This is a genomic window from Rhodobacter capsulatus SB 1003 (assembly GCF_000021865.1).
Lineage (GTDB): Bacteria > Pseudomonadota > Alphaproteobacteria > Rhodobacterales > Rhodobacteraceae > Rhodobacter > Rhodobacter capsulatus_B.
The window spans coordinates 3,196,252-3,222,714 of sequence record NC_014034.1 but is presented as its reverse complement, the minus strand read 5'-3'; the positions used below and the strand labels follow the sequence as shown (position 1 = coordinate 3,222,714).

Below are 26,463 nucleotides of genomic sequence, written 5' to 3'. Positions count from 1 at the left end.
CATCCGATCATTTGTGTGAACGGCGTTCAGAATTTTCTTGAACGGCGTTCACGACTCTGGCATACAGTCCTTATGAACGATGTTCATAGCGAGGAGCGCGAAGATGTTCAAGATGATCACCACCCTGATCCGGGCCGGAACCGCCGATGCGGAAGAGGCTTTCACCGATGCGCATGCGCTGACGCTCCTGCGCCAGCAGCTGCGCGATGCGGCCGAGGGGCTGGAGGGGGCGAAACGCGCCGTGGCCGTAGTGATGGCCTATGCCGCGCGCGAAAGGGCGGCGGCGGCGCGGATTGCGGGCCAGATCGCGGATCTGGAAAGCCGCGCGGTGGCGGCCCTGGGGCAAGGCCGCGAGGATCTGGCGACCGAGGCGGCTGCGGCGATTGCCGGGCTGGAGGCCGAGGCCGAAGCCACCGCCCGCGCCCTCGCGCAGTATGACACCGAGACCCGGCGCCTGCGCGAGACGGTGGCGCTGGCCGAACAGCGGCTGAGGGCGTTGCAACGGGGCAAGCAGATCGCCGACGCCGCCAGCCGCACGCAAAAGCTGCGCGGCACCTTGCCCGACGGGGTGACCGCCTCGCTGACCGAGGCCGAGGCGACGCTGGCGCGGTTGCAGGCGCGGCAGGCCCATGCCGAAGCGGTCGAGACCGCGCTGGCCGATCTTGGCCTTGCCACCTCGGCCGAGGCGACGGTGACCCGGCTTGCCGCGGCGGGCTGCGGCGCGGCGCTGCGCCCCGAAGCGGCGCAGGTGCTGGCCCGGCTGCGCGAAAAAGCGCTTTGAAACCTGACCCCGACCATGGAAACTCAATCAAGGACCGACACCATGACCACCTATGCCCCGAAAGTCTCGAACGCCTGGAACCTTTTCACCTATGTCATGTTCACCATCGCCGCGGTGATGATGGCCGGGGGGATCTGGTCGCTTGAAGCCAGCTTTTCCGCCAAGGGATATTATGCGATGGCTGCGCTGATGCTTGTCTACACCACCGCCGCGCTGTCGAAAGCCCTGCGCGACAAGGAAGAGGCCGAGCGGATCTACAACAAGCTGGAAGACGCCCGGACCGAGCGTCTGCTGGCCGAAGCTTCGGGCAAGGCCCCCCTGTAACCGACCCGGGCGGGGAAGACCCCGCCCCATCCCCCCGGGAGAACCGTGATGATCCGTCTGTTGCATGTTCTGGGCCATGTCCTTGTTGTGGCGTTGATTTTGGCGGGCACCGGCTGGGCTGCCACGGCGGTCTGGCTGCAGCTCTCCGGCCCGGTGCGGCTGATCGCGCTGGCGCTTCTGGGGCTGACGGCGCTGGCCGCGCTGGGCCTCTGGTTTGGCGATCACCGCGGGCTGGGGCTGGCGCTGGTCGGGCTGGCGGCGGTCACGGTCGGCGGCTGGTATCAGACGATCACGCCGCGCCAGGACCGCGACTGGGAGATCGACGTCGCCCGCGGCGTGACCGCGCGGATCGCGGGCGAGCGGGTGACGCTGTCGGACATCCGCGATTTCGACTGGACCTCGGAGACCGAGGCGACACCGCGCTGGATCACCCGGGAGTACGACCTGTCGAAACTGGACCGTCTCGACATGATCACCTCGGTCTGGTCGCGTCCCGATATCGCGCATCTGCTGGTCAGTTTCGGCTTTTCCGATGGCCAGCAGGTGGTCTTTTCGGTCGAGATCCGCCGTGAGAAAGGCGAAAAGTTCAACGAGATCGGCGGCTTCTTCCGGCAGTTCGAACAGGTGCTGATCGCCGCCACCGAAGAGGACATCGTCAAGCTGCGCACCAATTACCGCAAGGAACAGGTGCGGCTGTATCCGGTCGATCTGACGCCCGCGCAGATCCGGGGGATGTTCCTCTCCTATCTTGCGCTGGCGCAGGAGCTGGAACAGGAACCCAGGTTTTACAACACCTTGACCTCGAATTGCACCACGGCGGTCTGGCGGCTTGCCCGCAGTCTGAAACCCGATCTGCCGATCGACCGGCGTCTGGTGCTGTCGGGCCGTCTGCCCGATTACCTGACCGATCTGGGGGTGATCGCCGCCGCCCCGGCCGCTGAACGCGACGCGGCGGCGCTGATCACCCCGCTTGGGCAGCGGTTCGACGGCACGAAACCCTTCTCGGATCTGATCCGGGGCCGCTAGCCCCTGCCCGCGGGCGCCCTGCGGCGCAGCCGGGGGGCGGGCGTGTTTGGGTCGTGCATCGCCCGCACCCGGGTTTCCGCCGCCCGGATCAGCCCGGGGATCAGATCGGCCTCGGGCAGGTTCTTCCAGTATTTCTGCGGCATATGCGATTTCATCGCCGTCACCATCAGCCGCGCCGGGTTGAAGATCGCGGCGAAATAGACCCGCCACAGCTCTTCGGTCGCGTCCGCGGGCGGCGGCTGACGGGCCGCGGTTTCCGCGATCTGCAGCACGCCCGCCTCGCAGCGCGCGGTCAGGGTCGGCGTGGCGATCAGCCAGTCCATGTCGCCAAAGCGGCGGGCAAAGAACGGCGCGGCGGCTTCCAGAATGTGATGGTCGGGCTCGAACCAGGCGGCAAAGGCGCGCCGGTTCGCCCCGGGCGGCGTCACCTCGCGAAAGCGCACGAAACCATGCATCTTGTGGATGTCCCGCCCGACCGCCTTTTGCTGATCGAGCAGCCGCCGCAAGGCCGGGTCGGATCGATCCCCCCAGCGCAGTTCCCGCCGCGAGAGCCGCAGCACCAGCGCATGCGCCCGGGCGAACCGCTCGGGGTCGTTGTGCAGCAGCGCCATCTCGATCCCCTCCACCGCCTCGCGCGAGAGCATGAGCTGCGTCGGCGCAGCGGGCCGCGGGGGCGCGGCGGCGAAAAGGTCGGGCGCGGTTTCGCCCACCGACCAGATCACCGCCGCCGGATCGATGCCCGCGGCGGCCAGACGGCGCACCTCCTGCCGCCAGGCGGCCACGGTGCCGATGCGGGGCAGGGCGATCTGCATCAGAACAGGCTCAGCTGTTCCGGCGCGGGGGCAAACCGCGCGCGCAGGTTCGCATCATCGGGCAGCGCGCGGGGCGACCAGCCGGGCAGGGTGATGAAGGGCTCGGCATGTTTCAAAACGCAGCCGATGGCGAGCAGGTCCTCGTAGCGCAGGGTGCGGTGGCGCCGGGCTTTCAGGATGCGGTCCACGCTGCGCGGACCGATGCCGGGGATGCGCAACAGCATCTCGCGCGGGGCGCGGTTCACATCGACCGGGAAAAGCCCGCGATGCGCCAGCGCCCAGGCCAGTTTCGGGTCGATCTGCAGATCGAGCATGCCGGCGGGCGGGGCGATTTCGCTGGCGTCAAAGCCGTAATTCCGCATCAGCCAGTCGGCCTGATAGAGCCGGTGTTCGCGCACCAGGGGCGGCTGGATCAGGGGCAGCATCCGCGACGCATCGGGGATCGGCGAGAAGGCCGAGTAATAGACCCGCCGCAGCGCGAAGCTGTTGTAAAGGCTCGAGGATCTGCGCAGGATCTCGCCATCGGTCGCGGCATCGGCGCCGACGATCATCTGCGTCGATTGCCCGGCGGGCGCAAAGCGCGGCGCCCGCGTGCCGCGCGCGGTGCGATCCTTGGCGGCCTCGCCGCGCGCCTTCACCTCGGCCATCGCGCCGTGGATCGTCTTGACCGATTTCTCCGGCGCCAGCCGCGTCAGCGCCGCTTCCGTCGGCAGTTCCACGTTGATCGAAAGCCGGTCCGCCCATTTCCCCGCCTCGGCGATCAGTTCGGGCGCGGCATCGGGGATGGTTTTCAGATGGATGTAACCGCGGAAATGTTCCCGCTCGCGCAGGGTGCGGGCGACGCGGACCATCTCGGCCATCGTCTCGTCGGGCGAGCGGATGATGCCCGAGGACAGAAACAGCCCCTCGATATAATTGCGGCGGTAGAATTCCAGCGTCAGGCTGACGACCTCTTCGACGCTGAACCGCGCCCGTTCGACCCGGCTGGACACCCGGTTGATGCAGTAAGCGCAGTCGTAGATGCAGAAATTCGTCAGCAGCACTTTCAGCAATGAGATGCAGCGGCCGTCGGGCGCCCAGGCGTGGCAGATCCCCGCCCCGGTGGTGGAGCCGATCCCCTTGCCATCGCGCGAACCGCGCCGCTCGCCGCCCGAAGACGCGCAGGAGGCGTCATATTTCGCGGCGTCGGCCAGAATCGACAATTTCTCGGGCAGGGTGCGTTGAACCATGTGTTCACATTATGTTCACGCTTGCCCGAAATCAAGTCAGGTCATCCGGGCCAGATCCGCGATGTTGCGCGCCCCCATCTTCGCCAAGACGCGCGAGCGATGCACCTCGACCGTGCGCATGGCGATGCCCAGCCGCTCGGCGATCTGCTTGTTCATCAGCCCTTCCAGCATCAGCGCCATCACCTCGGCCTCGCGCGCCGACAGGCTTGCCCGCCGCGCCGCCACCGCCTCGCGCGCCTGCGCCTCGGCCAGACGCCCCTCATGCGCCGCGATCGCAGACAGGGCGATATCGACGATGTGGTTGTCGTTGAAGGGTTTTTCGACGAAATCAAAGGCCCCCGCCTTCAGCGATTGCACGGCGAGCGGCACATCGGCATGGCCGGTCAGAAAGATCACCGGCGGCACCAGCCCCTCGGGCCGTGCCTGCAGCGCATCCAGAAGCTGCGGCCCCGACATCCCCTCCATCCGCACGTCGAGAATCAGACAGCCGCAATCGGCAAGCGGCCATTCCGCCAGCAGATCCGCGCCCGCGGCCCAGGTCCGCGTGGCAATCCCGCGCGAGGCGAACAGAAACCCCAGGCTGTCGCGCAGGCTTTCCTCGTCATCGACGATATGAACGGTGAAACTCATGCCGGGGCCCCCTCCTGCGGGACGGGCAGGGTGACGGTGAAGACGGTGCCGCCGCCCGCGCGGGGGCCGTGCGACAGGCTGCCGTGATGCATCTCGACGATCGAGCGGCAGATGTTCAGCCCCATCCCCATGCCCTCGGATTTGGTCGAGGTGAAGGGGTCAAAAAGGCTTGCCGCGACGGCATCGGAAATGCCCGGGCCGCGGTCCATCACCTCGATGGTGACGGCGGCGCCCGCGCGGGCCAGCCGCACCGTCAGGTCGTCGCCGGTGCGCGGCCCCTCGGCCATCGCCTCGACACCGTTGCGGATCAGATTGACCAGCACCTGTTCGATCAGGATGCGGTCCGCCTGCACCCCGGGGATGCGCCCCTCGATCAGCGAGGCGAGCTTCACCCGATGCTCGCGCGCGACGGGGGCGGTGATCGAGAGCGCCTCGGCCAGCACCTCGGACAGATCGAGGGCCGCCAGCTGCGGCGTGCGCTTCTTCACGAAATCCTGCACCCGGCGGATCACCAGCCCGGCACGCCGCGCCTGCGCCCCCATCTTTTCAAAGGCTTGCCGCAGCATCGTCAGGTTCGGCTCGGGCTGATCGAACAGGTTCAGCCCCCCGGCCGCATAGGAGGCGATGGCGGCCAGCGGCTGGTTCAGCTCATGCGCAAGGGTCGAGGCCATCTCGCCCAAAGTCACCAGCCGCCCGGTGCGGGCCAGGCTTTCGTCCTGCGCGCGCGCCAGCCGTGCCGCCTGTTTCGCCTGGGTGATGTCGATCACCGAGCCCATCCAGCCGCGATGCCGGCCACCCGCGTCGATCAGCGGCGCTTCAAAGACCTGCACCTCGATTTCCGACCCGTCCGAGCGGCGGAACCGGGTTTCAAAGGCCTGCGGCACCGGCTGCCCCTCGATCAATTGCCGCTGCCGGGCGAGGGTCTCTTCCAGGAAGTCGGGCGCCCAATAGGGCATCGGCTGGGCACGGCCGACCAGATCCTCGGCCGCCAGCCCGACCAGCTTGCAAAAGGCGCCGTTGACGTAAAGGATGCGCCCCGACAGATCCTTCGCCCGCATCCCCACGGTCAGGCTTTCCTCCATCGCGCGGCGAAAGGCCATTTCGGCGCGCAGCCGGTCCTCGGCCATGCGGCGGCGCAGGGCGTTTCGGTGCAGCACCACCATCGCCAGCACCGCAAAGACCGACAAAGCCCCGATCGCCGCCAGAAGCGCGGCATTGCCAAAGGCATCGGGGGCGTCATAGGCCATGATCTCCAGCGTCGTCCCCGCCAGCGGCGGATCGAAGCTGATGCCGTGCCGCGGCGCGGCGGCGGCGATCGGGCGGCGGGCGCGTTCGGCCAGCACCCCCGAGGTGTCGGAAATCCGCACCCCGTATTGTTCCGCGATCCACCAGGGCAGATGGCGTTCGAGCATCATCGGCAGCGACACCGTCGCCACCACCACCCCCCCCGAGGCCGAGACCCGTTCCGCCAGCACCACCCGGCCGTCCCGCACCGGCCCATAGACCGGCCGCGGCGGCAGCGCCCCCGAGGCGAGCAGCTGCCTGACCAGCGCCGCCTCGGCCGGGCCGGGGCCCTCGGGCACGGCGGCAATCAGACGGCCGGTCGCATCATACCAGCGCAGCCCCAGCGTTTCCGGGTTCGCCGCCAGATGCAGCCGGGCCCGGGCCGAGAGCGCCTGTTGCGAGGCCCCGGCGCTGGCATCCAGCGCCAGACGCACCAGCACATCCTCGTCCACCGCCATCTGAAAGCGCAGCGTCTGTTCGACCCAAAGCGCAGCAGTGGCCAGTTTCGCCCGGGCGCGGTTGGCATCGGATTGCGCGACGGCGAAGAGCAGCGCGCCGACCAGCGTCATCAGCGCGACGATCGCCACCAGCGGGATCAGCGCCAGAAGGTCAAGCTTGCGCGCCCCAAGAAGGCCCGGAACCGTCCAGACCTCGGCCCCCGCAGGGCCGCCCGTGGTGTCGCGCAGCTTTGAAATGGCACATTCCTCCCGTTCGTTTGGTCATAACATGTCTTCCGATTGCGGAAAGCCGCAATAGCGTTGCGCAAGATTCTTGCGCATGAAAGCCGCGGCCCGCCGTGGAGAGCGGGAACCGGAGGAGAATCACATGTTGACCCGTCGTATCCTTGGCGCCCTTGTCGGCGCCACCGCGCTCAGCCTTGCGCTTTCGGTCCCGGCGCTTGCCGAGCCCATCGTGATCAAGTTCAGCCATGTCGTCGCCCCCGACACGCCCAAGGGCAAGGGTGCCGCGAAATTCGAGGAACTGGCCGAGAAATACACCAACGGCGCGGTGGACGTGGAAGTCTATCCCAACAGCCAGCTTTACAAGGACAAGGAAGAGCTTGAAGCGCTGCAACTGGGCGCGGTGCAGATGCTGGCGCCGTCCTTGGCGAAATTCGGCCCGCTTGGCGTGCAGGATTTCGAAGTCTTCGACCTGCCCTACATCTTCAAGGACTACGAGGCCCTGCACAAGGTGACCCAGGGCGAAGCGGGCAAGATGCTGCTGTCGAAACTGGAAGCCAAGGGCATCACCGGGCTGGCCTTCTGGGACAACGGCTTCAAGATCATGTCGGCGAACACGCCGCTGACGATGCCCGATGATTTCCTCGGCCTGAAGATGCGCATCCAGTCCTCGAAAGTGCTGGAAGCCGAGATGAACGCGCTCGGCGCCGTGCCGCAGGTCATGGCCTTCTCGGAAGTCTATCAGGCGCTGCAGACGGGCGTTGTCGACGGCACCGAAAACCCGCCCTCGAACATGTTCACGCAAAAGATGAACGAGGTGCAGAAACACGCCACCGTCTCGAACCATGGCTATCTGGGCTATGCGGTGATCGTGAACAAGCAGTTCTGGGACGGCCTGCCCGCCGATGTCCGCACCGGTCTGGAAAAGGCGATGGCGGAATCGACCGATTACGCGAACGGCATCGCCAAGGAAGAGAACGAAAAGGCCCTGCAGGCGATGAAAGACGCCGGCACGACCGAATTCCACGAGCTGACCGCGGAAGAACGCGCCGCCTGGGAAGAGGTTCTGACCCCGGTGCATGACGAAATGGCCGAGCGGATCGGCGCCGAAACCATCGCCGCCGTCAAGGCCGCGACGGCGGAATAAGACCTGCGGGCGGCGCCGCCCTTTCCCTTTCCTTCCACGACCTAAGCGGGGGCCGCCATGCTGCGCATCCTCGACCGGGCCGAAGAGGTGCTGATTGCCGCGCTCATCGCGACGGCGACGGTGCTGATCTTCGTGTCGGTCACCCATCGTTTCACCCTTGGCTTCGTCGCCGATTTCGTCGGCTTCTTCCGCGGCCACGGCATGACCGGTGCCGCCGCCGCCGCGAAAAGCCTTTACACGACGCTGCGCGGCATCAACCTCGTCTGGGCGCAGGAGCTGTGCATCATCCTGTTCGTCTGGATGGCGAAATTCGGCGCGGCTTACGGCGTGCGCACCGGGATCCATGTCGGCATCGACGTGCTGATCAACCGGCTTGACGCGCCGAAGCGGCGCTTCTTCATCCTGCTGGGTCTGGGGGCCGGGGCGCTCTTCACCGGCATCATCGCGACGCTGGGCGCGAATTTCGTGCTGCACATGTATCACGCCTCCTCGACCTCGCCCGATCTCGAACTGCCGATGTGGCTGGTTTATCTGGCGATCCCGATGGGGTCGTCGCTGATGTGCTTCCGCTTCCTGCAGGTGGCCTTCGGCTTTGCCCGCACCGGCGAGCTGCCGCATCACGACCACGGCCATGTCGATGGCGTCGACACCGAAAACGAGGGCATCGATGCCGAGGGCGACGTGCTGCTGCATTCGCCGCTGACGCCGCGCGACCTTGTCGAAAAACCGAAGGACAACTGACATGAGCGCCCTCATCATCTTTGGTCTGCTCATCGCGCTGATGCTGACCGGCATGCCGATCTCGATCTCGCTTGGCCTGACGGTGCTGACCTTCCTGTTCACCATGACCCAGGTGCCGATCGACACGGTGGCGCTCAAGCTCTTCACCGGCATCGAGAAATTCGAGATCATGGCGATCCCGTTCTTCATCCTGGCGGGGAACTTCCTGACCCATGGCGGGGTGGCGAAGCGGATGATCAACTTCGCCACGGCGATGGTCGGTCACTGGCACGGCGGGCTTGGCCTTGCGGGCGTGATCGCCTGCGCGCTTTTCGCCGCGGTGTCCGGCTCCTCGCCCGCCACCGTCGTAGCCATCGGCTCGGTGATCCTGCCCGCGATGGTCAATCAGGGCTTTCCGAAGCAATTCGGCGCGGGCGTCATCACCACCTCGGGCGCCTTGGGCATTCTCATTCCGCCGTCCATCGTGATGGTGATGTATGCCGTCGCCACCTCGGGGATGGTGGTGACGGGGCCGGATGGCCAGCCGGTTTCCTCGGCCTCGGTGGGCGAACTCTTCATGGCGGGGGTCGTGCCCGGTCTGATGCTGGCGGGCTTCCTTGCCTTCACCACCTGGAACCGGGCGCGCAAATTCGGCTATCCGCGTCTGGAAAAGGCCAGCCTGCGCCAGCGCTGGACCGCCTTCCGCGAGGCCGCCTGGGGGCTGATGCTGATCGTCGTCGTCATCGGCGGGATCTATGCGGGCATCTTCACGCCGACCGAAGCCGCCGCGATGAGCGCCGTCTACGCCTTTTTCATCTCGGTCTTCGTCTACAAGGACCTGACCCTGCGCGACGTGCCCCGGGTGCTGCTGTCGTCCGCCAACATGTCGGCGATGCTGCTTTACATCATCACCAATGCGGTGCTGTTCAGCTTCCTGATGGCGCATGAGGGCATCCCGCAGGCCTTGGGCGAATGGATGGTGAACGCGGGTCTGTCCTGGTGGATGTTCCTGATCATCGTCAACATCCTGCTGCTGGCCGCGGGCAACTTCATGGAGCCCTCCTCGATCGTCTTGATCATGGCGCCGATCCTGTTTCCGGTCGCGGTGCGGCTGGGCATCGACCCGGTGCATTTCGGCATCATGATCGTCGTCAACATGGAAGTCGGCATGTGCCACCCGCCGGTGGGGCTGAACCTTTACGTCGCCTCGGGGATCACCAAGATGGGCATCACCGAACTGACGGTGGCGGTCTGGCCCTGGCTTCTGACCATGCTCGCCTTCCTCGTGCTGGTGACCTATGTCCCGGCGATCAGTCTGGCCTTGCCCAATCTGCTTGGCATGTAACTTTCGCGCAGGGCCGGGGTTTCCCGGCCATGCGACGTTCCGGGCCTTGGGCCCCCCATGCGCCGCCCCTATCCTGCCCCGGACCACGAGGGGGATCCCCATGAGCGCTAACTTAAGGGTTGTGGTATAACGCCTGATATGATTTGACGTGCCGATGGATTACTCTCACGATAACTGGTCAGCAATTCTGGCCCATATTGGTAGGCCCGAAGAACTTGATACTTCGGCACGTAATGCCGGGGCTCTAACCCGCCGCCGCGAAATTCGTGATGCTGCAACTCTGCTACGTCTGGGGCTGGCTTACGGCCCCGGGGGGATGTCATTACGTGAAGTCACTGCATGGGCTCAGCTCCATGACGTTGCAACATTATCTGACGTGGCTCTCCTGAAGCGGCTGCGGAATGCCGCCGACTGGTTTGGCATACTTGCCGCACAAACACTTGCTGTACGCGCCGCAGTTACGGGTTGTACAAGCGGAAAGAGATTGCGTCTTGTCGATGGAACAGCAATCAGTGCGCCCGGGGGCGGCAGCGCTGAATGGCGACTACATATGGGATATGATCCTCATACCTGTCAGTTCACTGATTTTGAGCTAACCGACAGCAGAGACGCTGAACGGCTGGACCGATTTGCGCAAACGGCAGACGAGATACGCATTGCTGACCGGGGATTCGGTTCGCGTCCCGAATGTATCCGCTCACTTGCTTTTGGAGAAGCTGATTATATCGTCCGGGTTCACTGGCGAGGATTGCGCTGGTTAACTGCAGAAGGAATGCGCTTTGACATGATGGGTTTTCTGCGCGGGCTGGATTGCGGTAAGAACGGTGAAACCACTGTAATGATAGGCAATTCAGGTAATAAAAAAGCCGGAGCTCCCTTTCCGGCACGTCTCATTGCCGTATCACTTCCTCCCGAAAAAGCATTAATCAGTAAAACCCGACTGCTCAGCGAGAATCGTTGAAAAGGACGAGTAGTTCAGGCGGAAACGATGGAAGCAGCGGGCCATGTGCTATTGCTAACATCATTACCGGAAGATGAATATTCAGCAGAGCAAGTGGCTGATTGTTACCGTTTGTGATGGTAAATTGAACTGGCTTTTAAGCGGTTCAAAAGTTTGCTGCACTTGGATGCTTTGCGTGCAAAGGAACCTGAATTCGCGAAAGCGTGGATATTTGCTAATATACTCGCCGCATTTTTAATTGACGACTTAATCCAGCCATCGCTGGATTTCCCCCCCAGAAGTGCCGGATCCGAAAAGAAGAACTAACTCGTTGTGGAGAATCAACAAAAATGGTCATGAGGAGCTTACAGGTGGACCATTCGTGGGACAGTATCCCTGACAGCCTACAAAACGCAATTGAAGAACGCGAGGCATCGGCCCTGCGACGTTACCGGGCCTTGGGCCCCCCCTGGCCGCCCTATCCTGCCCCGGACCACGAGGGGATCATGGCCAGCGCCGCACCAGCCTTACCATCCGCTGCAGATCGCCGAGGTTCCGGCCGGGCCCGGCCTGGGTCGCATCGGCATCACCTTTTGCCCCGGCAAGCACGACCGCGCCGCGATGTCGGGCGCCTGGGCGCGCGATCTGGGCCTTGATCTCGATGCGATTGCGGATTGGGGCGCGGCCCATGTGCTGACGCTGGTCGAGCCGCAGGAACTGGGCATGCTCAAGGTGCCGGACCTTGGCACGCAGGTCCGCGCGCGGGGGATGGACTGGCATCCCCTGCCGATTGCCGATTATTCCGTGCCGACCCCGGCCTTTGAAGCGCGCTGGCAGGCCGAGGGGCGGGTGATCCGCGCCGCCCTGCGTGCGGGCGCCGATGTCGTCGTGCATTGCAAGGGCGGGCTTGGCCGGGCGGGGATGATCGCGGCGCGGCTGCTGGTGGAACTGGGCGCCGATCCGAAAGCGGCGGTGAACGCCGTGCGGACGGCCCGGCCCGGCGCGATCGAGACGCCTGCGCAACTGGCCCTTGTCCGCGCGACGCTGCCGCTGGCCGAGCCCGCGCGGGTCGATCCGGCGCAGCTGACACGCGTCGGCGGGCGGCTCGGCTCGAATCCCGGCGGGATCTGGGCCGATGCGGCGGGCGGGCGGCTTTACGTCAAGGAGCTGGAAAGCCCCGCCCATGCCCGGAACGAATATCTGGCGGCGGCGCTTTACCGTCTGGCCGGGGCGCCGGTGCTGTCCTACCTGCCCTGCGCCGCGCCCGATCAGGTGGCGACGGTCTTCGTCGATCTGGAAAAATCCCGCCTGTCGCAGCTGGACCCGGCCGAGCGGGCGCAGGCCTGGCGCTGGTTCGGCGTGCATGCTTGGCTGGCGAACTGGGACGCCGCCGGGTTTCAGGGCGACAATCAGGGCGTGATCGGCGGCGTGGTGACGACGCTCGATGTCGGCGGCGCGCTGGACTTCCGGGCGCAGGGCGACCCCAAGGGCCGCGCCTTCGGCCCCACCGTGCCCGAGGTGGACCGGCTGCGCACCGATCCCGACAACCCTTTCGCGGTCGCGCTCTTCGGGCCGATGCCGCCCGATGCCCTGCGTGCGGCGCTGATGGTGGTGATCGGCCTGCCCGAGGCCGCAATCCGCATTGTCGTGGCCCGGTTCGGCGGCCGCGCGGCGCTGGCCGAGACGCTTCTTGCCCGCAAGGCCGATCTGGCCCGGCAGCTCACTCAGATGCCCGAAAGCGCCAGCAGCTTCGGCACCTGAGCGCGGATCTCGGCCGTCACCGCGGGGTCAAGCGCCGCAAGCCAGCGTTCCGGCAGCGCCGCCATCCCGCCGCGCGCCCCCGCCAGCATCCCCGCCAGCGCCCCCGTCGTATCGGCATCGCCGCCCTGATTGACGGTGCCGGTCAGCACCTCCTCGAAACTCTCCGATGAGAGCGTGTAATGCAGCACCGTCTGCAGCGTCTCGACCACGAAGGCCGAGGACCGGCCGCGATAGGGCACGAAACGGAAATCGCGATGTTGCGCGATCAGCGCCTCGGCCTCGCGGGCAATGACCGCGGCCCCCCCGCCAAGCACCAGCCCCTGCACCATCCGCACCAGCGCGACACAGGCGGCATCGGAGAGCGGGTGGTTATGCGTCGCATGCGCCTGCGCCACGGTCCAGGCGGCGGCGCGTTCGGGATGGCCCAGCGTCGCCAGCGCCACCGGCAGCACCCGCATCGCCGCGCCATTGCCCGCGTCATCCTCGGCATAGGGGCCCTCGACCGTGCCCTGTTCCAAAAACCGCCGGATGCCGCGCCGACAGGTGTTGCCGACATCGGCCGGACCCGATTTCAGCCAGGCGGCAAACCCGGCGCAGATGTCCCTTGCATCAAAGCCCTGCCGCGCGATCAGCGAGCGCCCCAGCACCAGCGCCATCTGCGTGTCATCGGTCACCGCGCCGGGCTTCAGCTTCAGCCAGCCGCCGCCGATGATCTCCCTGTGCAGGCCGTGCCGCGCCGCGATCTCGCGCGGGGTCAGGAATTCGACCGTCGCCCCCAGCGCATCGCCCAGGGCAAAGCCGAGAAAGGCCGCCATCGCCCGATCCTGCACATCGCCCATCGCGCATCCCCCTAGATATCCTCGATACTGACCCGAAACGCGCCGCCAAGCACCAGAAATTCGCGCTCGCCCCGCAACAGGGGCGAGGGCAGCAGGCCGGGAAAGAACAGCACCTTGGCCAGCGGCACCCGGGTCGTGATGATCCGGTCGCCAAAGCAGTCCGCCACCTCGCGGTCGGAGGAAAACGACACAAGATTGTTGAGCCGGATTACCGCCGCGCGGCGGCTTTGCTGTTCCAGAATGCCATGCCGGTCGACCGCATTGATGCCGCGATAGAGCGTCAGATGGCTTTGCCCCGGATAGGCGAAACGGGCCACCGCCCATTGGCAGAATTCGAACAGCAGATCGAGCTGCACGAGGATCGCATTGTCGTGAAAGCGGCTTTGCATCCGTTCGGCCACATAGGCCTGCCAGACCGGGCCCTGGGTGTCGGGGATGATCTCCTTGTGAAAGCTGGGCAGGATGCCGAAGCGGCTTTCCACCCAGCCCTTCAGCACCGCGCCCTCGGGGCCGTTGCTGTCAAAACCCCAGCCCTGAATGAGCCGCAGGAAGGACGAGCGGAACCGCTTGCGGCTGCCCGGGGCGGCGTCGCGCTGCTCGGGGTCGATGCCGAACATCGCCACCATATAGGCCAGAAAGGCCTCGCCCGCCTCGGCCAGCGTTTCCGCCTGATCAAGCATGGTGAACAGCGCCGGGTTCATTTCCCGCACGCCCCAGATATGCAGCGCAACGGGCGCATCGTTGAAGCCGGGGCTCGCCATCCAGGCCGAGGGCCGCCCGACCAGATTGGTGGAATGGCCAAGGCCGTGCCGGGAAGGAGAAAAGGTGTCATCCATGCCCGGATGATGCGGTCTTGCCCCCGGTCTGGGAAGGGTACGTTTGCGCGCAGGCCCGGGCTGGCCCGTTTCCTGCCCGGCTCAGCCCGGGCCCGGCTCGCTGCGCAACAGCCGCAGCATCGCCTCGCGCCGGGTTTCCAGCAGCGCATGGGTATGTTCGGCCGGGGCGCCAAGGCGACGCAGCGTGACGCCCGCCAGATCCAGCCCGGTTTCGAAAGCCTCGGGAATCACCTGCACTGCCCCCATCGAGAACAGCCGCACCGCATGGTCCGCATCGCGGGCCCGCGCGATCACCGGCAGGTCGGGGCGCAGCCGGTGCAGCATCGTCACCACCTGTTCGGTGATCGCCGCGTCATGCAGCGTGACCACCACGATCGGCGCGGTTTCGATGCCGCATTTGCGCAAGATGCCGGGGCGCTGGGCATCGCCGAAGATGATGTCGCGCCCCTCGGCCCGGCCGCGCGCCACCAGCTCGGCATCGCGGTCGATGACCAGACAGCTGTAGCCCTCGCCCGCCAGCACGTCGCAGACAAGCTTGCCGACCCGGCCGCCGCCGATCACCAGCGGACGGCTGGCGATGGCCTCGGGGGTCTCGGCGGGCAGATCGGTCAGCGCGGTGGCGCGGGTGCTGCGCTGGCCAAGGCTGCGCCCCATCCGCGCCAGAACCGGCGTCGCCAGCATCGTCCCCGAGGCGACAAGCAGCATGAACTGTTCCACCTCGGGCGTGGTCAGCCCCGAGGAACCGGCCAGGCTGAGCACGAGAAAGGCAAATTCGCCGCCGCCCGCCAGCAGCAGGCTGGCTTCCAGCGCCACGGGCCAGGCCAGACCGAACAGCCGCGCCAGCAGCGCGATCACCGCCGCCTTGAGCCCGGTCATGCCGATCACCGACATCGCCAGCATCACCGGATGCTGCGCCACCGAGGCCGGGTCGATCCGCATCCCCACCGAGATGAAGAACAGGCCGAGCAGCAGGCCCTTGAAGGGTTCGATATCGACCTCGACCTGACGGCGGAACTCGGTCTCGGCCAGCAGAAGCCCGGCCAGAAAGGCGCCAAGCGCCATCGACAGCCCGGCGGCAAGGGTGATCAGCGAGGTGCCGACGACGACGAAGAGGATCGCCGCCATGAACAATTCCCGGTTGTGCGTGCGCGCGACCGAGCGGAACAGGCGGCGCAGGATCACCCGGCCGATGCCGACGATCAGGCTGATGGCGGCAACGGCCTGAATGACCGCGATGCCGAGGCCCGAAAGCACCGTCTGCAGCGTGATCGCCTCGGAGCCGCCCTTGCCCGCCTCGCCGAAGACGACGATCAGAAACAGGATCGGCACCACCGCCAGATCCTGCGCCAGAAGCACGCCAAAGATGTTGCGCCCCGCGACCGAGGTCAGCCGGTGCTGTTCGGCCAGAAGCTGCACCACGATCGCGGTCGAGGACAGCGCCAGACAGGCGCCGATCACCAGGCTGGCGTCGATCGGGTTGCCGAAGGCAAAGGCGGTGACCGCGATCGCCGCGGTGGTCAGGGCGACCTGCGCCATGCCCAGCCCGAAGACCGAGCGGCGCATCGTCCAGAGCCGGTCGAGCGAAAGCTCAAGCCCGATGGTGAACAGAAGGAAGGCCACGCCCAGCTCGGCCAGCTGATCGACCGCCTCCTGCGAGCGGATGGTGATCCAGCCGAGGGGCGGGAAAGTGTCGGCGAACCGGCCGATGGCATGCGGGCCGAGCAGCAGGCCGGCGACCAGAAATCCGACCACCGGGCTGATGCGGAACCGGGTCATCAGCGGAATGATGACCCCGGCCGTGCCGAGAAACACGAGCGCCTCGCGGTAGAGGCCGATTTCGGATGCAATGGACATGGGATGTTCAACCACGCCCGCGCCGCCGACGCCAGAGGCGACATGCACCCTGCGGCAGAGCGTCCGACCGGACGGACCCGCCGCAGAGAGACGTTCCCCCGGTCAGGCGCGGGCGCCGGGTCAGGCGGCGGCGCTGTCTTGCGCGTCGCGCGCCGGGGCGCCGATGCGGAACTGGCTGACCAGTTCCTCGAGCCCGCGGGTCTGCCCGCTCAATGTCATGCAGGCGGCGGCGGTTTCCTCGTAGGCGGCGGCATTGTGCTGCTGCGTCCGGTCGAGCTGGTTCATCGCGGAACTGATCTCGCCGATGCCCGAGGCCTGTTCATGCGCCGAAGACGCGATCTCGCCGACATGGCTGGAAATCGTTTCGACCGCCTCGACGATGACCCGCAGCGCCTCTCCGGCGCGGCCGACAAGGGCGACCCCGGTCGTCACCTGATCGCCCGAGCTGGAAATCAGCGCGCCGATCTCGCGGGCGGCTTCCGAGGCGCGTTGCGCCAGCGCCCGCACCTCCGAGGCGACGACGGCGAAGCCGCGGCCCGCCTCGCCCGCCCGGGCGGCCTCGACGCCCGCGTTCAGCGCCAGCAGGTTGGTCTGGAAGGCGATGTCGTCGATCACGGTGATGATCCGCGAGATCTGTTCCGACGAGGTCTGGATCGCGCCCATGGCGGTCACGGTTTCCTCGACCACCTGGGTCGTGGTCCGCGCCTTTTCGGTGGCGCCGCGCACGATGGTGTCGACCTGCCGCGCGCTTTGCGCCGCCGATTGCACCGAGGCGGTCAGCTCGTTCAGCGCCGCCGCGGTTTGCTCCAGCGTCGCCGCCGCGGTTTCGGCCTGCCGCGACAGATCGGTGGTCGCGCCGGTGATCTCGGCGACGCCGCCGGTGATCGAGCGCGTCGCCGCATCGATCGATCCCATCACATCCGACAGCCGCGCCACGGTTTCGTTGAAATCGATCCGCAGCTGTTCATAGGCGGGCGGGAACCGGGTCGAGATCGCCACCGACAGATCGCCCCGCGCCAGATCGCGCAGGCCCGAGGCCAGGCTTTCGACCACCTGCGACTGTTCGTTGGCATGGGCTTCGCGCTGCGCCTCCTCGGCGCGGCGGGCCTCTTCGAGCGCGGCGGCCTCGCGGCGGTCGCGGTCGATCTCGGCCAGACGGCTCGCCTCGCGTTCGTCGCGCATCCGCGCCGCTTCGGCCTCGCGCTGCAGGCGCTGCGTCTCGGCTTCGGCGCGCAGCCGGGTCTGTTCGGCCTCAAGCTGCTTGCGGTCGGCCAGCACATGCCGCAGGGTCTCGACCGAGGCGGCCATGGCGCCGATCTCGTCGCGCCGTTCGGTGCCCGCAACCGGGGTGTCATAGACCCCCGCCGCCAGCCCGTTCACCGCCGCCAGCATCCGCCCGAGCGGCCGCTGCACCAGCGCCGAGGCGGCAAGATAGATCGCCCCCAGCGTCATCACCAGAATCGCCAACCCGCCCAGCGTGGTGGCAAGCACCTCGTGGTGAACCGGGGTGGTGAAGACCGCCCCCGGAACGTCCAGAATGGTCGCCCAGGTGACATTCATCCCCTTGGCGCTGAACGGATAAACCAGCCTGCGCGTGCCATCCTCGAAGCCCTCGATCACCCGGGGCTTGCCATCGGCCAGCGCGGCTTTGACCAGATCGGCGCCGATCCCCTCGTAGGGTTTGGTGAACAGCGCCGGGTCGGGGTTGGCGATCCATTTGCCGGCCGCGTCGACCAGCATCATCCGCCCGCCCTCGAAGGTCTCCATCTCCCCCATCATCTGCGACATCTCTTCCAGCGTGATGTCGACGCCGATCAGCCCGACCATCTTGCCGTCGATCTGCATCGGCACCGAGATCGAGGTGACCACATAGCCTTGTTTGGTCAGATAAGGCTCTGTCGTCAGGCTCTTGCCGGTTTTCGTGGGGACGTCGAACCACATTTCCTTCGGGTCGATCGGGAAGGTCTGGAAGGTCAGCCCGCCCTTGCCGTCCTTGGTCCAGTAGGGCGAAAAGTCGCCCGCGGCGTTTCGCCCGTCGGTGCCGGTCAGGAAACTGTCGGTCACCCCGCCGGGGATCGCCGACATCCAGGACGAAAACAGGTTGTCATAGCGCATCGGAACCTGTTTCAGCATCGCGATGATCTCGGGCGTCTCGGCCTGGCCGTGGCGCATGTAGCCGGTGACCATGCCGTTGAGGGCTTCCGCGGTGGCGACGGCCTCGGTCATCTGCCGGGCCACTTCACCGGCGGCGAATCGGGCCTTGCCGGTCGCCGTCTCCATCACCTGCGCCTCGACCCGGGCCGAGGTTTTCCAGCCGCTATAGGCCGTGTAGCCCAGAACGATCAGCGAAATCGCAAGGCCTGCCGCGAGACCAAGCTTGCCCGAGACGGATTTCAACGGGTGTTTCATCGGTTCCTGTTCCCTTCCAAGTCGCCCGGACCCTAGGACAGAAGCGGAAACATTACGTAAACAGCGCCCCGGGAAACGCCGCCAAGCGCTTGCAGATGCGGCAATATGTCGGCGGCGGGGCCTCGGCTTCGCTGGGACATTCGCGGTGGGCAGGGTATCTTGCCGCCGATCGCAGGCGGGGGGCGGCCCCCCTCTGCCCGTTCCGGGGCCAGGAACCGGCTCCGGCCTGAAATGAAAGGAACGACCATGGCCGATCTCGACGACATCAAGGAAGGCAAGGATTTCGGGCTCGACCGGCCTGCCGACCTGCAGGGCTTCTACCTCAAGGGCGCGGCCCATTACGACTGGGGGATGAAGAACCGCCTGTCGCGGATCTTCAACCCGAAGACCGGCCGCACGGTCATGCTCGCCTTTGACCACGGCTATTTCCAGGGTCCGGCGACGGGGCTCGAACGGATGGACCTGAACATCCTGCCGCTGTGCGACTACGCCGACGTGCTGATGTGCACCCGCGGCGCCTTGCGCTCGACCGTGCCGCCGACGAACACCAAGCCCGTGGCGCTGCGCTGCTCGGGCGGGAACTCGATCCTGACCGAGCTTTCGAACGAAACCGTCGCGGTGGAGATCGAGGATGCGATCCGGCTGGGCGTTTGCGCGATGGCGGCGCAGGTCTATATCGGCTCGGAATACGAGCACAAATCGATCACCAACGTCCTGAAACTGATCGACACCGGCACCCGCTACGGCATTCCGACGCTGGCCGTGACCGGGGTCGGCAAGGACATGGCCCGCGACGCGCGCTACTTCGGTCTGGCGACGCGGATCGCGGCGGAACTGGGTGCGCAATACGTCAAGACCTATTTCGTCGAAGAGGGCTTCGAGAAGGTCGCCGCCGGTTGCCCGGTGCCGCTGGTGATCGCGGGCGGCAAGAAACTGCCGGAACTCGAGGCGCTCGACATGGCGTATAAAGCCATCGATCAGGGCGCGGCGGGCGTCGACATGGGCCGCAACATCTTCCAGTCGGAGGCTCCGGTGGCGATGATCCAGGCGGTGGCCAAGGTCGTGCATGAAAACTTCACCGCCAAGGAGGCCTATCAGCTTTTCCTGGATCTCAAGGGCTGACGTCACGCGGAAAATCCAGAAAGCCCCGGTTGCGGACCGGGGCTTTTCAGGCCTGCTGACGGGCGGCGAACCGGGCTTCGGCGGCAAAGCCGCGGCTTTGACCGGGCAGGGGAGAGCTCAGAAGCAGCGTCCCCCCGGCACGGGTCAGGATCGTCTGCACGATCGCCAGACCAAGCCCCGCGCCGCCGCGCAGGGCGCTGGGCGCGCGTTCGAACCGCGCCCCGATCCGCGCCAGAACCTCGGGCGGCAGCGGCTCGCAATCGTTCTCGACCCGCACAAGCCCCGGTTCCAGCCGGAGCCGCACCTCCGTGCCATAGCGCAGCGCGTTCGACACCAGATTGCGCACCAGAATCCCGAACAGATCCGGGTCAAGATCGGAGAGCACCGGCCCCTCGGGCAGATCCATCGTGACCCCGGCCCCGCCCGCGAGCCGCATCGCATCCTCGGTGACGATCCGCACCACCGGGCGCAGATCCTGCACCGTATCCCGCCGCAGCCGTCCGCCCTCGGCCCGGGCAAGGCTCATCAGCCCCTCCGAGAGCCGGGTCAGCCGCTTCAGCACGGTTTCGATGTCGCTTGCCCGGGCGATCACCGCGGGGTCGGTCGTCTCGGCGCGCAGCCGCTGCGCCTGCGCGATCGCCCCTGCCAAGGGCGTGCGCAGCTCATGCGCGGCATTGGCGGCAAAGCTGCGCTCGGCCTGAAAGGCGTCGTCCAGCCGGGTCAGCAGCGCGTTCAGCGTCTCGGCCAGCGGCTGCACCTCGGCGGGCAGGGCACTTGCGTCCACCGGCGTCAGATCGGCGGCTCCGCGCCGGGCCAGCCGCAGCCGGAACTGCCGCAGCGGCGCGAAACCGTAGCGGATCAGCCCGGCAATCCCGGCAAGCGTCAGGGGCAAGACCAGCGCGATCGGCGCCAGAAGCCCCATCCGCACCTCGAAAGCCATGCGCTTGCGATGCACCATCGGCTCGGCCACCGAGATCCGCACCGTGCCCTGCAACGCCGCGTCATTGTAAAGCCGCAAGGCCTGGGTGGAACGAAAGCCGATCCCGTCCCAGGCCGGAAACAGCCCCGGATCGGCCCCATGCGAGATCATCAGGATCGAGCCCTTGTCGTCGCGCACGATATAGCTGAAGCTGTCGTCATGCGGCCGCACCGCGGGCACCCTTTGCGTGCCCGTCACCAGATCGCCGCGGCTCAGGATGTCGGAAACGACCAGCGGCAGGACCCGATGCGCGGTTTCCTGCAACGAGGCATCGAACATCGCATCCATCTGCAGCCGCTGCCGCCAGGCGGTAAAACTGGCCGCCGCGATCCAAAGGACGGTGACCAGAAGCCCCACCGCAATGGCCAGCCGCGCTTGCAGCGACGCCGGTCTCATGGCCGCGCCAGCCGGTAGCCAAGGCCGCGTTCGGTCTCGATCACTTGCGCGCCCAGTTTCTTGCGCAGCCTTGAGACATGCACTTCCAAAGTATTCGAGCCGATCTCGTCGTCGAAAGAATAAAGCCGGTCCTCGAGGTCGCGTTTCGGAAAGATCTGCCCGGGGCGGGACAGAAGCAGCTCGAAAAGCGCCCATTCCCGCGCCGTCAGCGCGACCGCCTTGCCCGCCCGGCGCAGCTCGCGCGCGGCAAGGTCGATCGTCAGCTCGCCCAGACGGATGACCGGATTGGGATTGCCCGCATAGCGCCGCGCCACCGAGCCGATCCGCGCCGTCAGCTCCGCCAGATCGAAGGGCTTGACCAGATAATCATCGGCCCCGGCATTCAGCCCCTCGATCCGGTCCGAGACCTGATCAAGCGCGGTCAGAATGATCACCGGCGTCGCAACCCCCTGTGTGCGCAGGGTTTTCAGAAACGGAATGCCGCGGCCGTCGGGCAGCATCAGATCGAGCAGGATCAGATCATAGGCCGCCACCGCCAGCGCATCCGCGGCCTGATCCAGCCGCATCGCCCAATCGACCGAATGGCCGTCGGCGGCCACCTGATCGCGCACCGCGGCCCCCAGAATGGCGTCGTCTTCCACGATGAGGATGCGCATGGCGGGCTCCTTGTTCCCCCTTGTCCTATCCTGTGCCAAGCTGACGGGAAGCTGAAGCAGGTTTTTCGAACGCTTCAGCTTGTCGTCAGAAACGCGGGGCAAAAGGGCCTCATCCTGATGGAGGACCCGATGACCGCTTCCCGCTTCCTGCCCGCTTTCGCCGCTTTGGTGGTGCTGGCACAGGCCCCCGCCGCCGCCGCGCATGACAATGACTGCATCGTGCCGATGGCCGACTGGCAACCGCGCGAGGCGGTGCAGGCGCTGGTGGAACAGCAGGGCCTGACGGTGCGGCGCATCAAGATCGACGACGGCTGTTACGAAGTCGATGCGCGGGATGCGACCGGGCTGCGGGTGCGGATGCGGCTCGACCCCGGCTCGTTGCAGATCCTGCGCCGCGGCGACGACGACGATGACGACGACCATCACCGCCGTCGCGGCGATGACCACGACGACAAGGATCGTTCCCCCCATCACGACGACTGATCCGGGTCCGCCCGGACAGGGCGGCGGTTTTTCCTTGGTCGGAGCCGCCGCCCACCCTTCCCAAAGCGCCTTTTCCCCGGACCTCCGGTCCGGGCCGGGTGCCTTCATGTCTGATGCAACCAAAGGAAATCACAGATGAAATCCTCTCTTCCCCTGATCGCGCTTGCGGTGCTTTTGTCCTCGACCGTGGTCGGCGCGCTTTCGGCCGCGCCGATCGACGCGCCGGTCTTTGCGGGCAATACCGCCGCGGCGCTGGCCACCTCCAAGGTCGCGGCCTCGGCGCAAGGCAGCCCCGCGCAGCCGGTGCAGCTGGCCGACAATGACCACGATGATGACGATGATGACGACGGCTTCTTCGGCTGGTTCGGCCATCACGGCCACCACGGCCATCACGACGATGATGACGACGACGACGATCACGGCCGCCGCAACTGCCCGCCCGGTGCGACCGGCTGCGGCGCGGCCCCGGCGGCGGCGGGCACCGTTGCCCCGCCCTCGAACGGGCTTTTCGCGCCGGGCTCGAAACCGCAAGTGCAAACGAACTGAGGAGACCGCGATGAAACCGCTTCACACCGCGCTTGCGGTCACGACCGCGCTTGTTCCGGGGATGGCGCTCGCCACCCCGGTCACCTTCACCACGCAGATGAGCGCTTACGGCGGCGACGGCGCCTATCTGGCCTATTACGTCACCGATGCGACGGGCGGCTATGTCGGCAGCCTCTGGATGGCGGGCGGCAAGGCGAAATATTACAGCCACCTCGGCGGCTGGTATGCGGCGACCGGCGGCAATACCGCGCAGGTCGATGGCATCACCGGGGCCTCGGTCGGCGCGGGGCGTGAGCTGACGATCACCCTCGATCTGGCCGATACGCTGTTCGATCAGGGCTATGTCCTGCATGTCGACAGTTCGGTCGAGAAGATGTCGGACGTGCCCGATGACGTCACGATCCCGCTCACCTCGGACAATCTGGGCAAACCGGTGGCGGGGAAATACTTCGTCCAGAGCCTGACCGTTTCCAAGTAAACCCCTGAAAAAAGGAGGCATTCCCGTGCTGCGATTCCTGCACCGTTGGCCCGGCCTTCTGGCGGCGCTTCTTGTTCTTGTGCTGGCGCTTTCCGGATCCGCGCTGTCGCTTTACCCGGCGCTGGAACGGCTTGCCGTGCCGCAGGCGGAAAGCACGCTGACGGTCGCCGATCTGGCGGCACGGGTGGCCTCGGCCCATCCCGGTCTCGAACAGATCCGCCGCGCGCCTTCGGGGCGCGTGGTGGCCTGGTGGTTCGAGGGCGGCAGGCCCGGCGCGGCGGTGATCGACCCCGCGACCGGCGCCGATCTGGGCAGCCCCGATCCGCTGCCCGGATCGCGGTTCCTGACCGATCTGCACCGCGAATTGTTCGCCGGGGACACCGGGCGGCTGGTCGCGGCGGCGGGGGCGGCGCTGATGCTGGCGCTGGCGATTTCGGGGGCCTGGCTCGTGGCGCGGCGGATGGGCGGCTGGAGCCGCTGGTTTGGCCGCACGCGTGGCCCCTTTGCCGGGCGGCTGCATGTGGAGCTGGCCCGCTTTGCCGTGGGCGGGCTGATCCTGTCGTCCCTCACCGCGCTGTGGATGACCGCCTCGATGTTCTCGCTTTTGCCCGATGGTGCGGCGGAACCGGCGCCTGCGCTGGCGACGGCGACCCTGCCGCGGCTTCCCTATGACCAGATCCCGGCGCTGGCGAACACCCCCGCCGCGGCGCTGCGGGAACTTTCGCTGCCCTCGCCCGACGATCCGACCGACACGTTCAAGCTGGTGACAGAGGGCGGCGCGGCGCTGATCGATCCGGGCACCGGGGCGATGCTGTCCTCGGCCACCCCCGGCTTTTTCGAAAAAGCCACGGAAATCATGGTGATGCTGCACACGGGGCAGGGGGCCTCGGCGCTGGGTCTGCTGCTCGGGCTGATGTCCCTGTCGGTGCCGGCGCTGGCCTTGACCGGGGCGCAGCACTGGTGGGCCGGTCTGCGGTCCAACCGGCGCATCCGCCGCAATGCCCGGGCCCAACTGGCCGAAACCGTGGTGCTTGTCGCGTCCGAGGGCGGCACGACCTGGGGCTTTGCCCGCACGCTTCACGATGGCCTGACTGCCGCCGGGCAAAAGGTGCACACCGCGCCGCTCGCCTCCTTCGACCCCGCCCGTTACGCCCGGGCCCGCCGGTTCCTGATCCTGGCCGCCACCTATGGCGAAGGCGAGGCCCCGACCGCCGCCAAAGCTGTCCTGGACCGCATCGCCGCGCTGACATCCGCCCCCGCCGCGCCCTTGGCAATCCTCGGCTTTGGCGATCGCACCTTTCCGCAGTTCTGCGGCTTTGCCGAAAGCCTGCGCGCCGCGGCTGCCGCGATCGGCTGGGAAAGCCTGATGCCGATGGCCACCGTCGACCGGCAATCGGCGCAGGATTTCGCCCGCTGGAGCCGCGATCTGGGCGCCGTCCTTGGTCTGCCGCTTGATCTGACGCATCTGCCCGAACGGCCGAAGACCACCGCGCTGACCCTGATCTCGCGGCGCGATCATGGCGCCGAGGTGCAGGCGCCGACCTCGATCCTGCGCTTTGAGGTGCCGCAAGCGACGCTCTGGCAACGGCTGACCGGGCAGGGGTTTGCGCGTTTCGAAGCGGGCGATCTGATCGGCATCCTCCCCAAGGGCTCGGACCTGCCGCGGTTTTATTCGCTCGCCTCCTCGGCGCGGGACGGGTTTTTGGAAATCTGCGTGCGCCGTCATCCGGGCGGGCTCTGTTCGGGGCAGCTGACCGATCTGACCCCCGGCGCGACGGTCGCGGGCTTTGTCCGCCGCAACCCCGCGTTCCGGCCGCAAAAGGGCCGCAAGCCGGTGATCCTGATCGGCGCGGGCACCGGCGTCGGGCCGCTGGCGGGCTTCCTGCGCGCCAACCGTCGCCACCGGCCGATGCACCTGTATTTCGGCGCCCGCGCGCCTCAAAGCGACCTGCTTTACGAGGCCGAACTGCGCGACTGGCAGGCCGCGGGACAGCTGTCGCGCCTGACCACCGCCTTTTCCCGCCACGGGCCGAAGACCTATGTGCAGGACGCGCTGCGCGCCGACGCGCCCGAACTGGCGCGGCTGATCGGGGCGGGGGCGCAGATCATGGTCTGCGGCGGGCGCGACATGGCCGCCGCGGTCCGCGACGCGCTGGCCGAGATCCTGGTTCCCATCGGGCAGACGCCCGCCAGCTTGAAAGCCGAGGGACGCTATGCCGAAGATGTCTATTAAGAACGCCCGTCTGGTGCTGAACGGGGCGACGATGGGCACGCGCTGGGCGCTGACGCTGCATCCGGAGCCGGGCTTCGACCCGGCCCCGCTGCGCGCCGCCTGTCAGGCCGAGGTGGACCGGATCGACGCGCAGATGTCGACCTGGAAGCCCGACAGCGACTTGATGCGCTTCAACGCGGCGCCGCTGGGGGAATGGCGGGATCTGCCGCCCGAGCTGATGGAGGTGCTGGTCGAAGCGCTGGTCATCGGTCGGGAAAGCGGCGGCGCCTTCGAGATCGCGATGGGCGATGCCGTCCGCGCCTGGGGCTTCGGCCCGGTGCCCGCCGACGAAGCCGCGATCCGCGCCGCGATGGCAAAGCCGCGCCGCCCCAGTTTCGAGGTGCTGGAGCTGGACCCCGCGCGGGGCCGCGCCCGCAAGCACGCCGAAATGAGCCTCGATCTGTGCGGCATCGCCAAGGGTTACGGGGTTGACCGGCTGATCGCGGCGGCCCGCGCGGCGGGGATCACCTGCGCGCTGGCCGCGATTGATGGCGAGCTGCGCGCCATTGGAAAACCTCCGAAAGACCGGGACGGAAACGACCGCGGCTGGGCGGTGGCGCTTGAACGCCCCGATTTCGGCCATCGCGCCATCCATGCGATGTTCGAACTGACCGATCTCGCCATCGCCACCTCGGGCGATTACCGGCATTGGGTCCGGGTCGGCGACCGCCATCTGGCGCATACGATGGACCCCGCGCGCGGGGCGCCGCTGATCGGCGGTCCGGCCTCGGCCACGGTGCTGGCCGAAAGCTGCATCCGCGCCGATGCCCTGGCCAGCGCCTGCATGGTGCTGGGCGAAAGCCGGGGCCGGGCGCTGGCGGCGCGCCTTGGCGCCGAGCTGATCTGCCTGACCGCGGCCGACCGCCGCACCCCGGTGCCGGGGGCCGTCTGACGCGTGGCGGGACATGTCTGGG

The 26,463-nt window shown here is 67.1% G+C and carries 23 protein-coding genes and 1 pseudogene; 14 read left to right on the top strand and 10 right to left on the bottom strand.

Annotated elements, in window-relative coordinates; translation table 11 throughout:
- Window positions 1-103 precede the first annotated feature (103 nt).
- From RCAP_RS14980 to RCAP_RS14970, 3 genes are read left to right on the top strand one after another with little or no spacing between them, the layout of a single operon-like run.
- Window positions 104-781, top strand: a complete 678-nt coding sequence (locus RCAP_RS14980) for a PspA/IM30 family protein (protein ID WP_013068728.1) — start codon at window positions 104-106, stop codon at window positions 779-781.
- A 42-nt stretch (window positions 782-823) separates the two neighbouring features.
- On the top strand, window positions 824-1,105 hold the full coding sequence (locus RCAP_RS14975; protein ID WP_013068727.1) for a YiaA/YiaB family inner membrane protein: 282 nt from the start codon (window positions 824-826) through the stop codon (window positions 1,103-1,105).
- Between the two features lie 48 nt (window positions 1,106-1,153).
- On the top strand, window positions 1,154-2,131 hold the full coding sequence (locus RCAP_RS14970) for an Lnb N-terminal periplasmic domain-containing protein (protein ID WP_013068726.1): 978 nt from the start codon (window positions 1,154-1,156) through the stop codon (window positions 2,129-2,131).
- Here RCAP_RS14970 and RCAP_RS14965 read toward each other — a convergent pair.
- From RCAP_RS14965 to RCAP_RS14950, 4 genes are read right to left on the bottom strand one after another with little or no spacing between them, the layout of a single operon-like run.
- Window positions 2,128-2,943 (bottom strand): TIGR03915 family putative DNA repair protein, encoded by an 816-nt coding sequence (locus tag RCAP_RS14965; RefSeq protein ID WP_013068725.1) that lies wholly within the window; start codon window positions 2,941-2,943, stop codon window positions 2,128-2,130. The genes RCAP_RS14970 and RCAP_RS14965 overlap by 4 nt on opposite strands.
- Complete coding sequence (locus RCAP_RS14960) at window positions 2,943-4,172, bottom strand: putative DNA modification/repair radical SAM protein (RefSeq protein WP_013068724.1); 1,230 nt, start codon at window positions 4,170-4,172, stop codon at window positions 2,943-2,945. Before RCAP_RS14960 ends, RCAP_RS14965 begins: the two co-directional genes overlap by 1 nt.
- A gap of 36 nt (window positions 4,173-4,208) precedes the next feature.
- The gene (locus RCAP_RS14955; protein WP_013068723.1) at window positions 4,209-4,802 is read right to left on the bottom strand and encodes a response regulator transcription factor; all 594 of its coding nucleotides are present in this window, start codon (window positions 4,800-4,802) and stop codon (window positions 4,209-4,211) included.
- Entirely contained in the window at window positions 4,799-6,772 is a 1,974-nt protein-coding gene (locus tag RCAP_RS14950) for a sensor histidine kinase (protein WP_013068722.1), read from the bottom strand. Before RCAP_RS14950 ends, RCAP_RS14955 begins: the two co-directional genes overlap by 4 nt.
- A 139-nt stretch (window positions 6,773-6,911) precedes the next feature.
- On the opposite strand from RCAP_RS14950, the gene RCAP_RS14945 reads away from it, so the two are divergent.
- From RCAP_RS14945 to RCAP_RS19955, 5 genes and pseudogenes are all read left to right on the top strand, one after another.
- Complete coding sequence (locus tag RCAP_RS14945) at window positions 6,912-7,913, top strand: TRAP transporter substrate-binding protein (protein WP_013068721.1); 1,002 nt, start codon at window positions 6,912-6,914, stop codon at window positions 7,911-7,913.
- Window positions 7,914-7,970: 57 nt separating this feature from the next.
- Window positions 7,971-8,654: a TRAP transporter small permease gene (locus tag RCAP_RS14940; protein WP_013068720.1), complete on the top strand. Its 684-nt coding sequence runs from the start codon at window positions 7,971-7,973 to the stop codon at window positions 8,652-8,654.
- Window position 8,655: 1 nt separating this feature from the next.
- Window positions 8,656-9,978, top strand: coding sequence for a TRAP transporter large permease (locus RCAP_RS14935; RefSeq protein ID WP_013068719.1), 1,323 nt, complete (start codon window positions 8,656-8,658; stop codon window positions 9,976-9,978).
- A gap of 154 nt (window positions 9,979-10,132) precedes the next feature.
- Window positions 10,133-11,245 (top strand): annotated as a pseudogene (locus RCAP_RS19035) (IS4 family transposase).
- A 294-nt stretch (window positions 11,246-11,539) separates the two neighbouring features.
- Window positions 11,540-12,679 carry a cyclin-dependent kinase inhibitor 3 family protein gene (locus tag RCAP_RS19955; protein ID WP_238530207.1) on the top strand — a complete coding sequence of 380 codons (1,140 nt, stop codon included), beginning with the start codon at window positions 11,540-11,542 and terminating at the stop codon, window positions 12,677-12,679.
- Here RCAP_RS19955 and draG read toward each other — a convergent pair.
- From draG to RCAP_RS14905, 4 genes are all read right to left on the bottom strand, one after another.
- Window positions 12,643-13,518 carry an ADP-ribosyl-[dinitrogen reductase] hydrolase gene (draG, locus tag RCAP_RS14920; RefSeq protein ID WP_013068717.1) on the bottom strand — a complete coding sequence of 292 codons (876 nt, stop codon included), beginning with the start codon at window positions 13,516-13,518 and terminating at the stop codon, window positions 12,643-12,645. The genes RCAP_RS19955 and draG overlap by 37 nt on opposite strands.
- Before the next feature lie 11 nt (window positions 13,519-13,529).
- Window positions 13,530-14,354 (bottom strand): NAD(+)--dinitrogen-reductase ADP-D-ribosyltransferase, encoded by an 825-nt coding sequence (locus RCAP_RS14915; protein WP_013068716.1) that lies wholly within the window; start codon window positions 14,352-14,354, stop codon window positions 13,530-13,532.
- An 81-nt stretch (window positions 14,355-14,435) separates the two neighbouring features.
- Window positions 14,436-16,208: a cation:proton antiporter domain-containing protein gene (locus tag RCAP_RS14910; RefSeq protein ID WP_013068715.1), complete on the bottom strand. Its 1,773-nt coding sequence runs from the start codon at window positions 16,206-16,208 to the stop codon at window positions 14,436-14,438.
- Between the two features lie 120 nt (window positions 16,209-16,328).
- Entirely contained in the window at window positions 16,329-18,617 is a 2,289-nt protein-coding gene (locus RCAP_RS14905; RefSeq protein WP_013068714.1) for a methyl-accepting chemotaxis protein, read from the bottom strand.
- A 231-nt stretch (window positions 18,618-18,848) separates the two neighbouring features.
- On the opposite strand from RCAP_RS14905, the gene lsrF reads away from it, so the two are divergent.
- The gene (gene lsrF / locus RCAP_RS14900; RefSeq protein WP_238530206.1) at window positions 18,849-19,739 is read left to right on the top strand and encodes a 3-hydroxy-5-phosphonooxypentane-2,4-dione thiolase; all 891 of its coding nucleotides are present in this window, start codon (window positions 18,849-18,851) and stop codon (window positions 19,737-19,739) included.
- A 46-nt stretch (window positions 19,740-19,785) separates the two neighbouring features.
- Here lsrF and RCAP_RS14895 read toward each other — a convergent pair whose 3' ends face one another.
- Window positions 19,786-21,114, bottom strand: coding sequence for an ATP-binding protein (locus RCAP_RS14895; RefSeq protein WP_013068712.1), 1,329 nt, complete (start codon window positions 21,112-21,114; stop codon window positions 19,786-19,788).
- Window positions 21,111-21,770 carry a response regulator transcription factor gene (locus tag RCAP_RS14890; RefSeq protein WP_013068711.1) on the bottom strand — a complete coding sequence of 220 codons (660 nt, stop codon included), beginning with the start codon at window positions 21,768-21,770 and terminating at the stop codon, window positions 21,111-21,113. The genes RCAP_RS14895 and RCAP_RS14890 overlap by 4 nt, the downstream gene beginning before the upstream one ends.
- A gap of 129 nt (window positions 21,771-21,899) precedes the next feature.
- On the opposite strand from RCAP_RS14890, the gene RCAP_RS14885 reads away from it, so the two are divergent.
- From RCAP_RS14885 to RCAP_RS14865, 5 genes are all read left to right on the top strand, one after another.
- Entirely contained in the window at window positions 21,900-22,253 is a 354-nt protein-coding gene (locus tag RCAP_RS14885; protein WP_013068710.1) for a PepSY domain-containing protein, read from the top strand.
- A gap of 135 nt (window positions 22,254-22,388) precedes the next feature.
- Window positions 22,389-22,799 (top strand): hypothetical protein, encoded by a 411-nt coding sequence (locus tag RCAP_RS14880; RefSeq protein ID WP_013068709.1) that lies wholly within the window; start codon window positions 22,389-22,391, stop codon window positions 22,797-22,799.
- A 10-nt stretch (window positions 22,800-22,809) separates the two neighbouring features.
- Window positions 22,810-23,277 carry a DUF2271 domain-containing protein gene (locus RCAP_RS14875; RefSeq protein ID WP_013068708.1) on the top strand — a complete coding sequence of 156 codons (468 nt, stop codon included), beginning with the start codon at window positions 22,810-22,812 and terminating at the stop codon, window positions 23,275-23,277.
- A gap of 25 nt (window positions 23,278-23,302) precedes the next feature.
- A complete protein-coding gene (locus tag RCAP_RS14870) occupies window positions 23,303-25,510 on the top strand; it encodes a PepSY domain-containing protein (RefSeq protein WP_013068707.1) in 2,208 nt (735 codons plus the stop codon).
- Window positions 25,500-26,441 carry an FAD:protein FMN transferase gene (locus tag RCAP_RS14865; protein WP_238530205.1) on the top strand — a complete coding sequence of 314 codons (942 nt, stop codon included), beginning with the start codon at window positions 25,500-25,502 and terminating at the stop codon, window positions 26,439-26,441. The genes RCAP_RS14870 and RCAP_RS14865 overlap by 11 nt, the downstream gene beginning before the upstream one ends.
- Window positions 26,442-26,463: the final 22 nt, after the last annotated feature.

Excerpts from the sequence above, each read along its gene's own strand:
- RCAP_RS14980 (WP_013068728.1), top strand. The coding sequence starts at position 104 with ATGTTCAAGATGATCACCACCCTGATCCGGGCCGGAACCGCCGATGCG.
- RCAP_RS14975 (WP_013068727.1), top strand. The coding sequence starts at position 824 with ATGACCACCTATGCCCCGAAAGTCTCGAACGCCTGGAACCTTTTCACC.
- RCAP_RS14970 (WP_013068726.1), top strand. The coding sequence starts at position 1,154 with ATGATCCGTCTGTTGCATGTTCTGGGCCATGTCCTTGTTGTGGCGTTG.
- RCAP_RS14965 (WP_013068725.1), bottom strand. The coding sequence starts at position 2,943 with ATGCAGATCGCCCTGCCCCGCATCGGCACCGTGGCCGCCTGGCGGCAG.
- RCAP_RS14960 (WP_013068724.1), bottom strand. The coding sequence starts at position 4,172 with ATGGTTCAACGCACCCTGCCCGAGAAATTGTCGATTCTGGCCGACGCC.
- RCAP_RS14955 (WP_013068723.1), bottom strand. The coding sequence starts at position 4,802 with ATGAGTTTCACCGTTCATATCGTCGATGACGAGGAAAGCCTGCGCGAC.
- RCAP_RS14945 (WP_013068721.1), top strand. The coding sequence starts at position 6,912 with ATGTTGACCCGTCGTATCCTTGGCGCCCTTGTCGGCGCCACCGCGCTC.
- RCAP_RS14940 (WP_013068720.1), top strand. The coding sequence starts at position 7,971 with ATGCTGCGCATCCTCGACCGGGCCGAAGAGGTGCTGATTGCCGCGCTC.
- RCAP_RS14935 (WP_013068719.1), top strand. The coding sequence starts at position 8,656 with ATGAGCGCCCTCATCATCTTTGGTCTGCTCATCGCGCTGATGCTGACC.
- RCAP_RS19955 (WP_238530207.1), top strand. The coding sequence starts at position 11,540 with ATGTCGGGCGCCTGGGCGCGCGATCTGGGCCTTGATCTCGATGCGATT.
- draG (WP_013068717.1), bottom strand. The coding sequence starts at position 13,518 with ATGGGCGATGTGCAGGATCGGGCGATGGCGGCCTTTCTCGGCTTTGCC.
- RCAP_RS14915 (WP_013068716.1), bottom strand. The coding sequence starts at position 14,354 with ATGGATGACACCTTTTCTCCTTCCCGGCACGGCCTTGGCCATTCCACC.
- RCAP_RS14910 (WP_013068715.1), bottom strand. The coding sequence starts at position 16,208 with ATGTCCATTGCATCCGAAATCGGCCTCTACCGCGAGGCGCTCGTGTTT.
- RCAP_RS14905 (WP_013068714.1), bottom strand. The coding sequence starts at position 18,617 with ATGAAACACCCGTTGAAATCCGTCTCGGGCAAGCTTGGTCTCGCGGCA.
- lsrF (WP_238530206.1), top strand. The coding sequence starts at position 18,849 with ATGAAAGGAACGACCATGGCCGATCTCGACGACATCAAGGAAGGCAAG.
- RCAP_RS14895 (WP_013068712.1), bottom strand. The coding sequence starts at position 21,114 with ATGAGACCGGCGTCGCTGCAAGCGCGGCTGGCCATTGCGGTGGGGCTT.
- RCAP_RS14890 (WP_013068711.1), bottom strand. The coding sequence starts at position 21,770 with ATGCGCATCCTCATCGTGGAAGACGACGCCATTCTGGGGGCCGCGGTG.
- RCAP_RS14885 (WP_013068710.1), top strand. The coding sequence starts at position 21,900 with ATGACCGCTTCCCGCTTCCTGCCCGCTTTCGCCGCTTTGGTGGTGCTG.
- RCAP_RS14880 (WP_013068709.1), top strand. The coding sequence starts at position 22,389 with ATGAAATCCTCTCTTCCCCTGATCGCGCTTGCGGTGCTTTTGTCCTCG.
- RCAP_RS14875 (WP_013068708.1), top strand. The coding sequence starts at position 22,810 with ATGAAACCGCTTCACACCGCGCTTGCGGTCACGACCGCGCTTGTTCCG.
- RCAP_RS14865 (WP_238530205.1), top strand. The coding sequence starts at position 25,500 with ATGTCTATTAAGAACGCCCGTCTGGTGCTGAACGGGGCGACGATGGGC.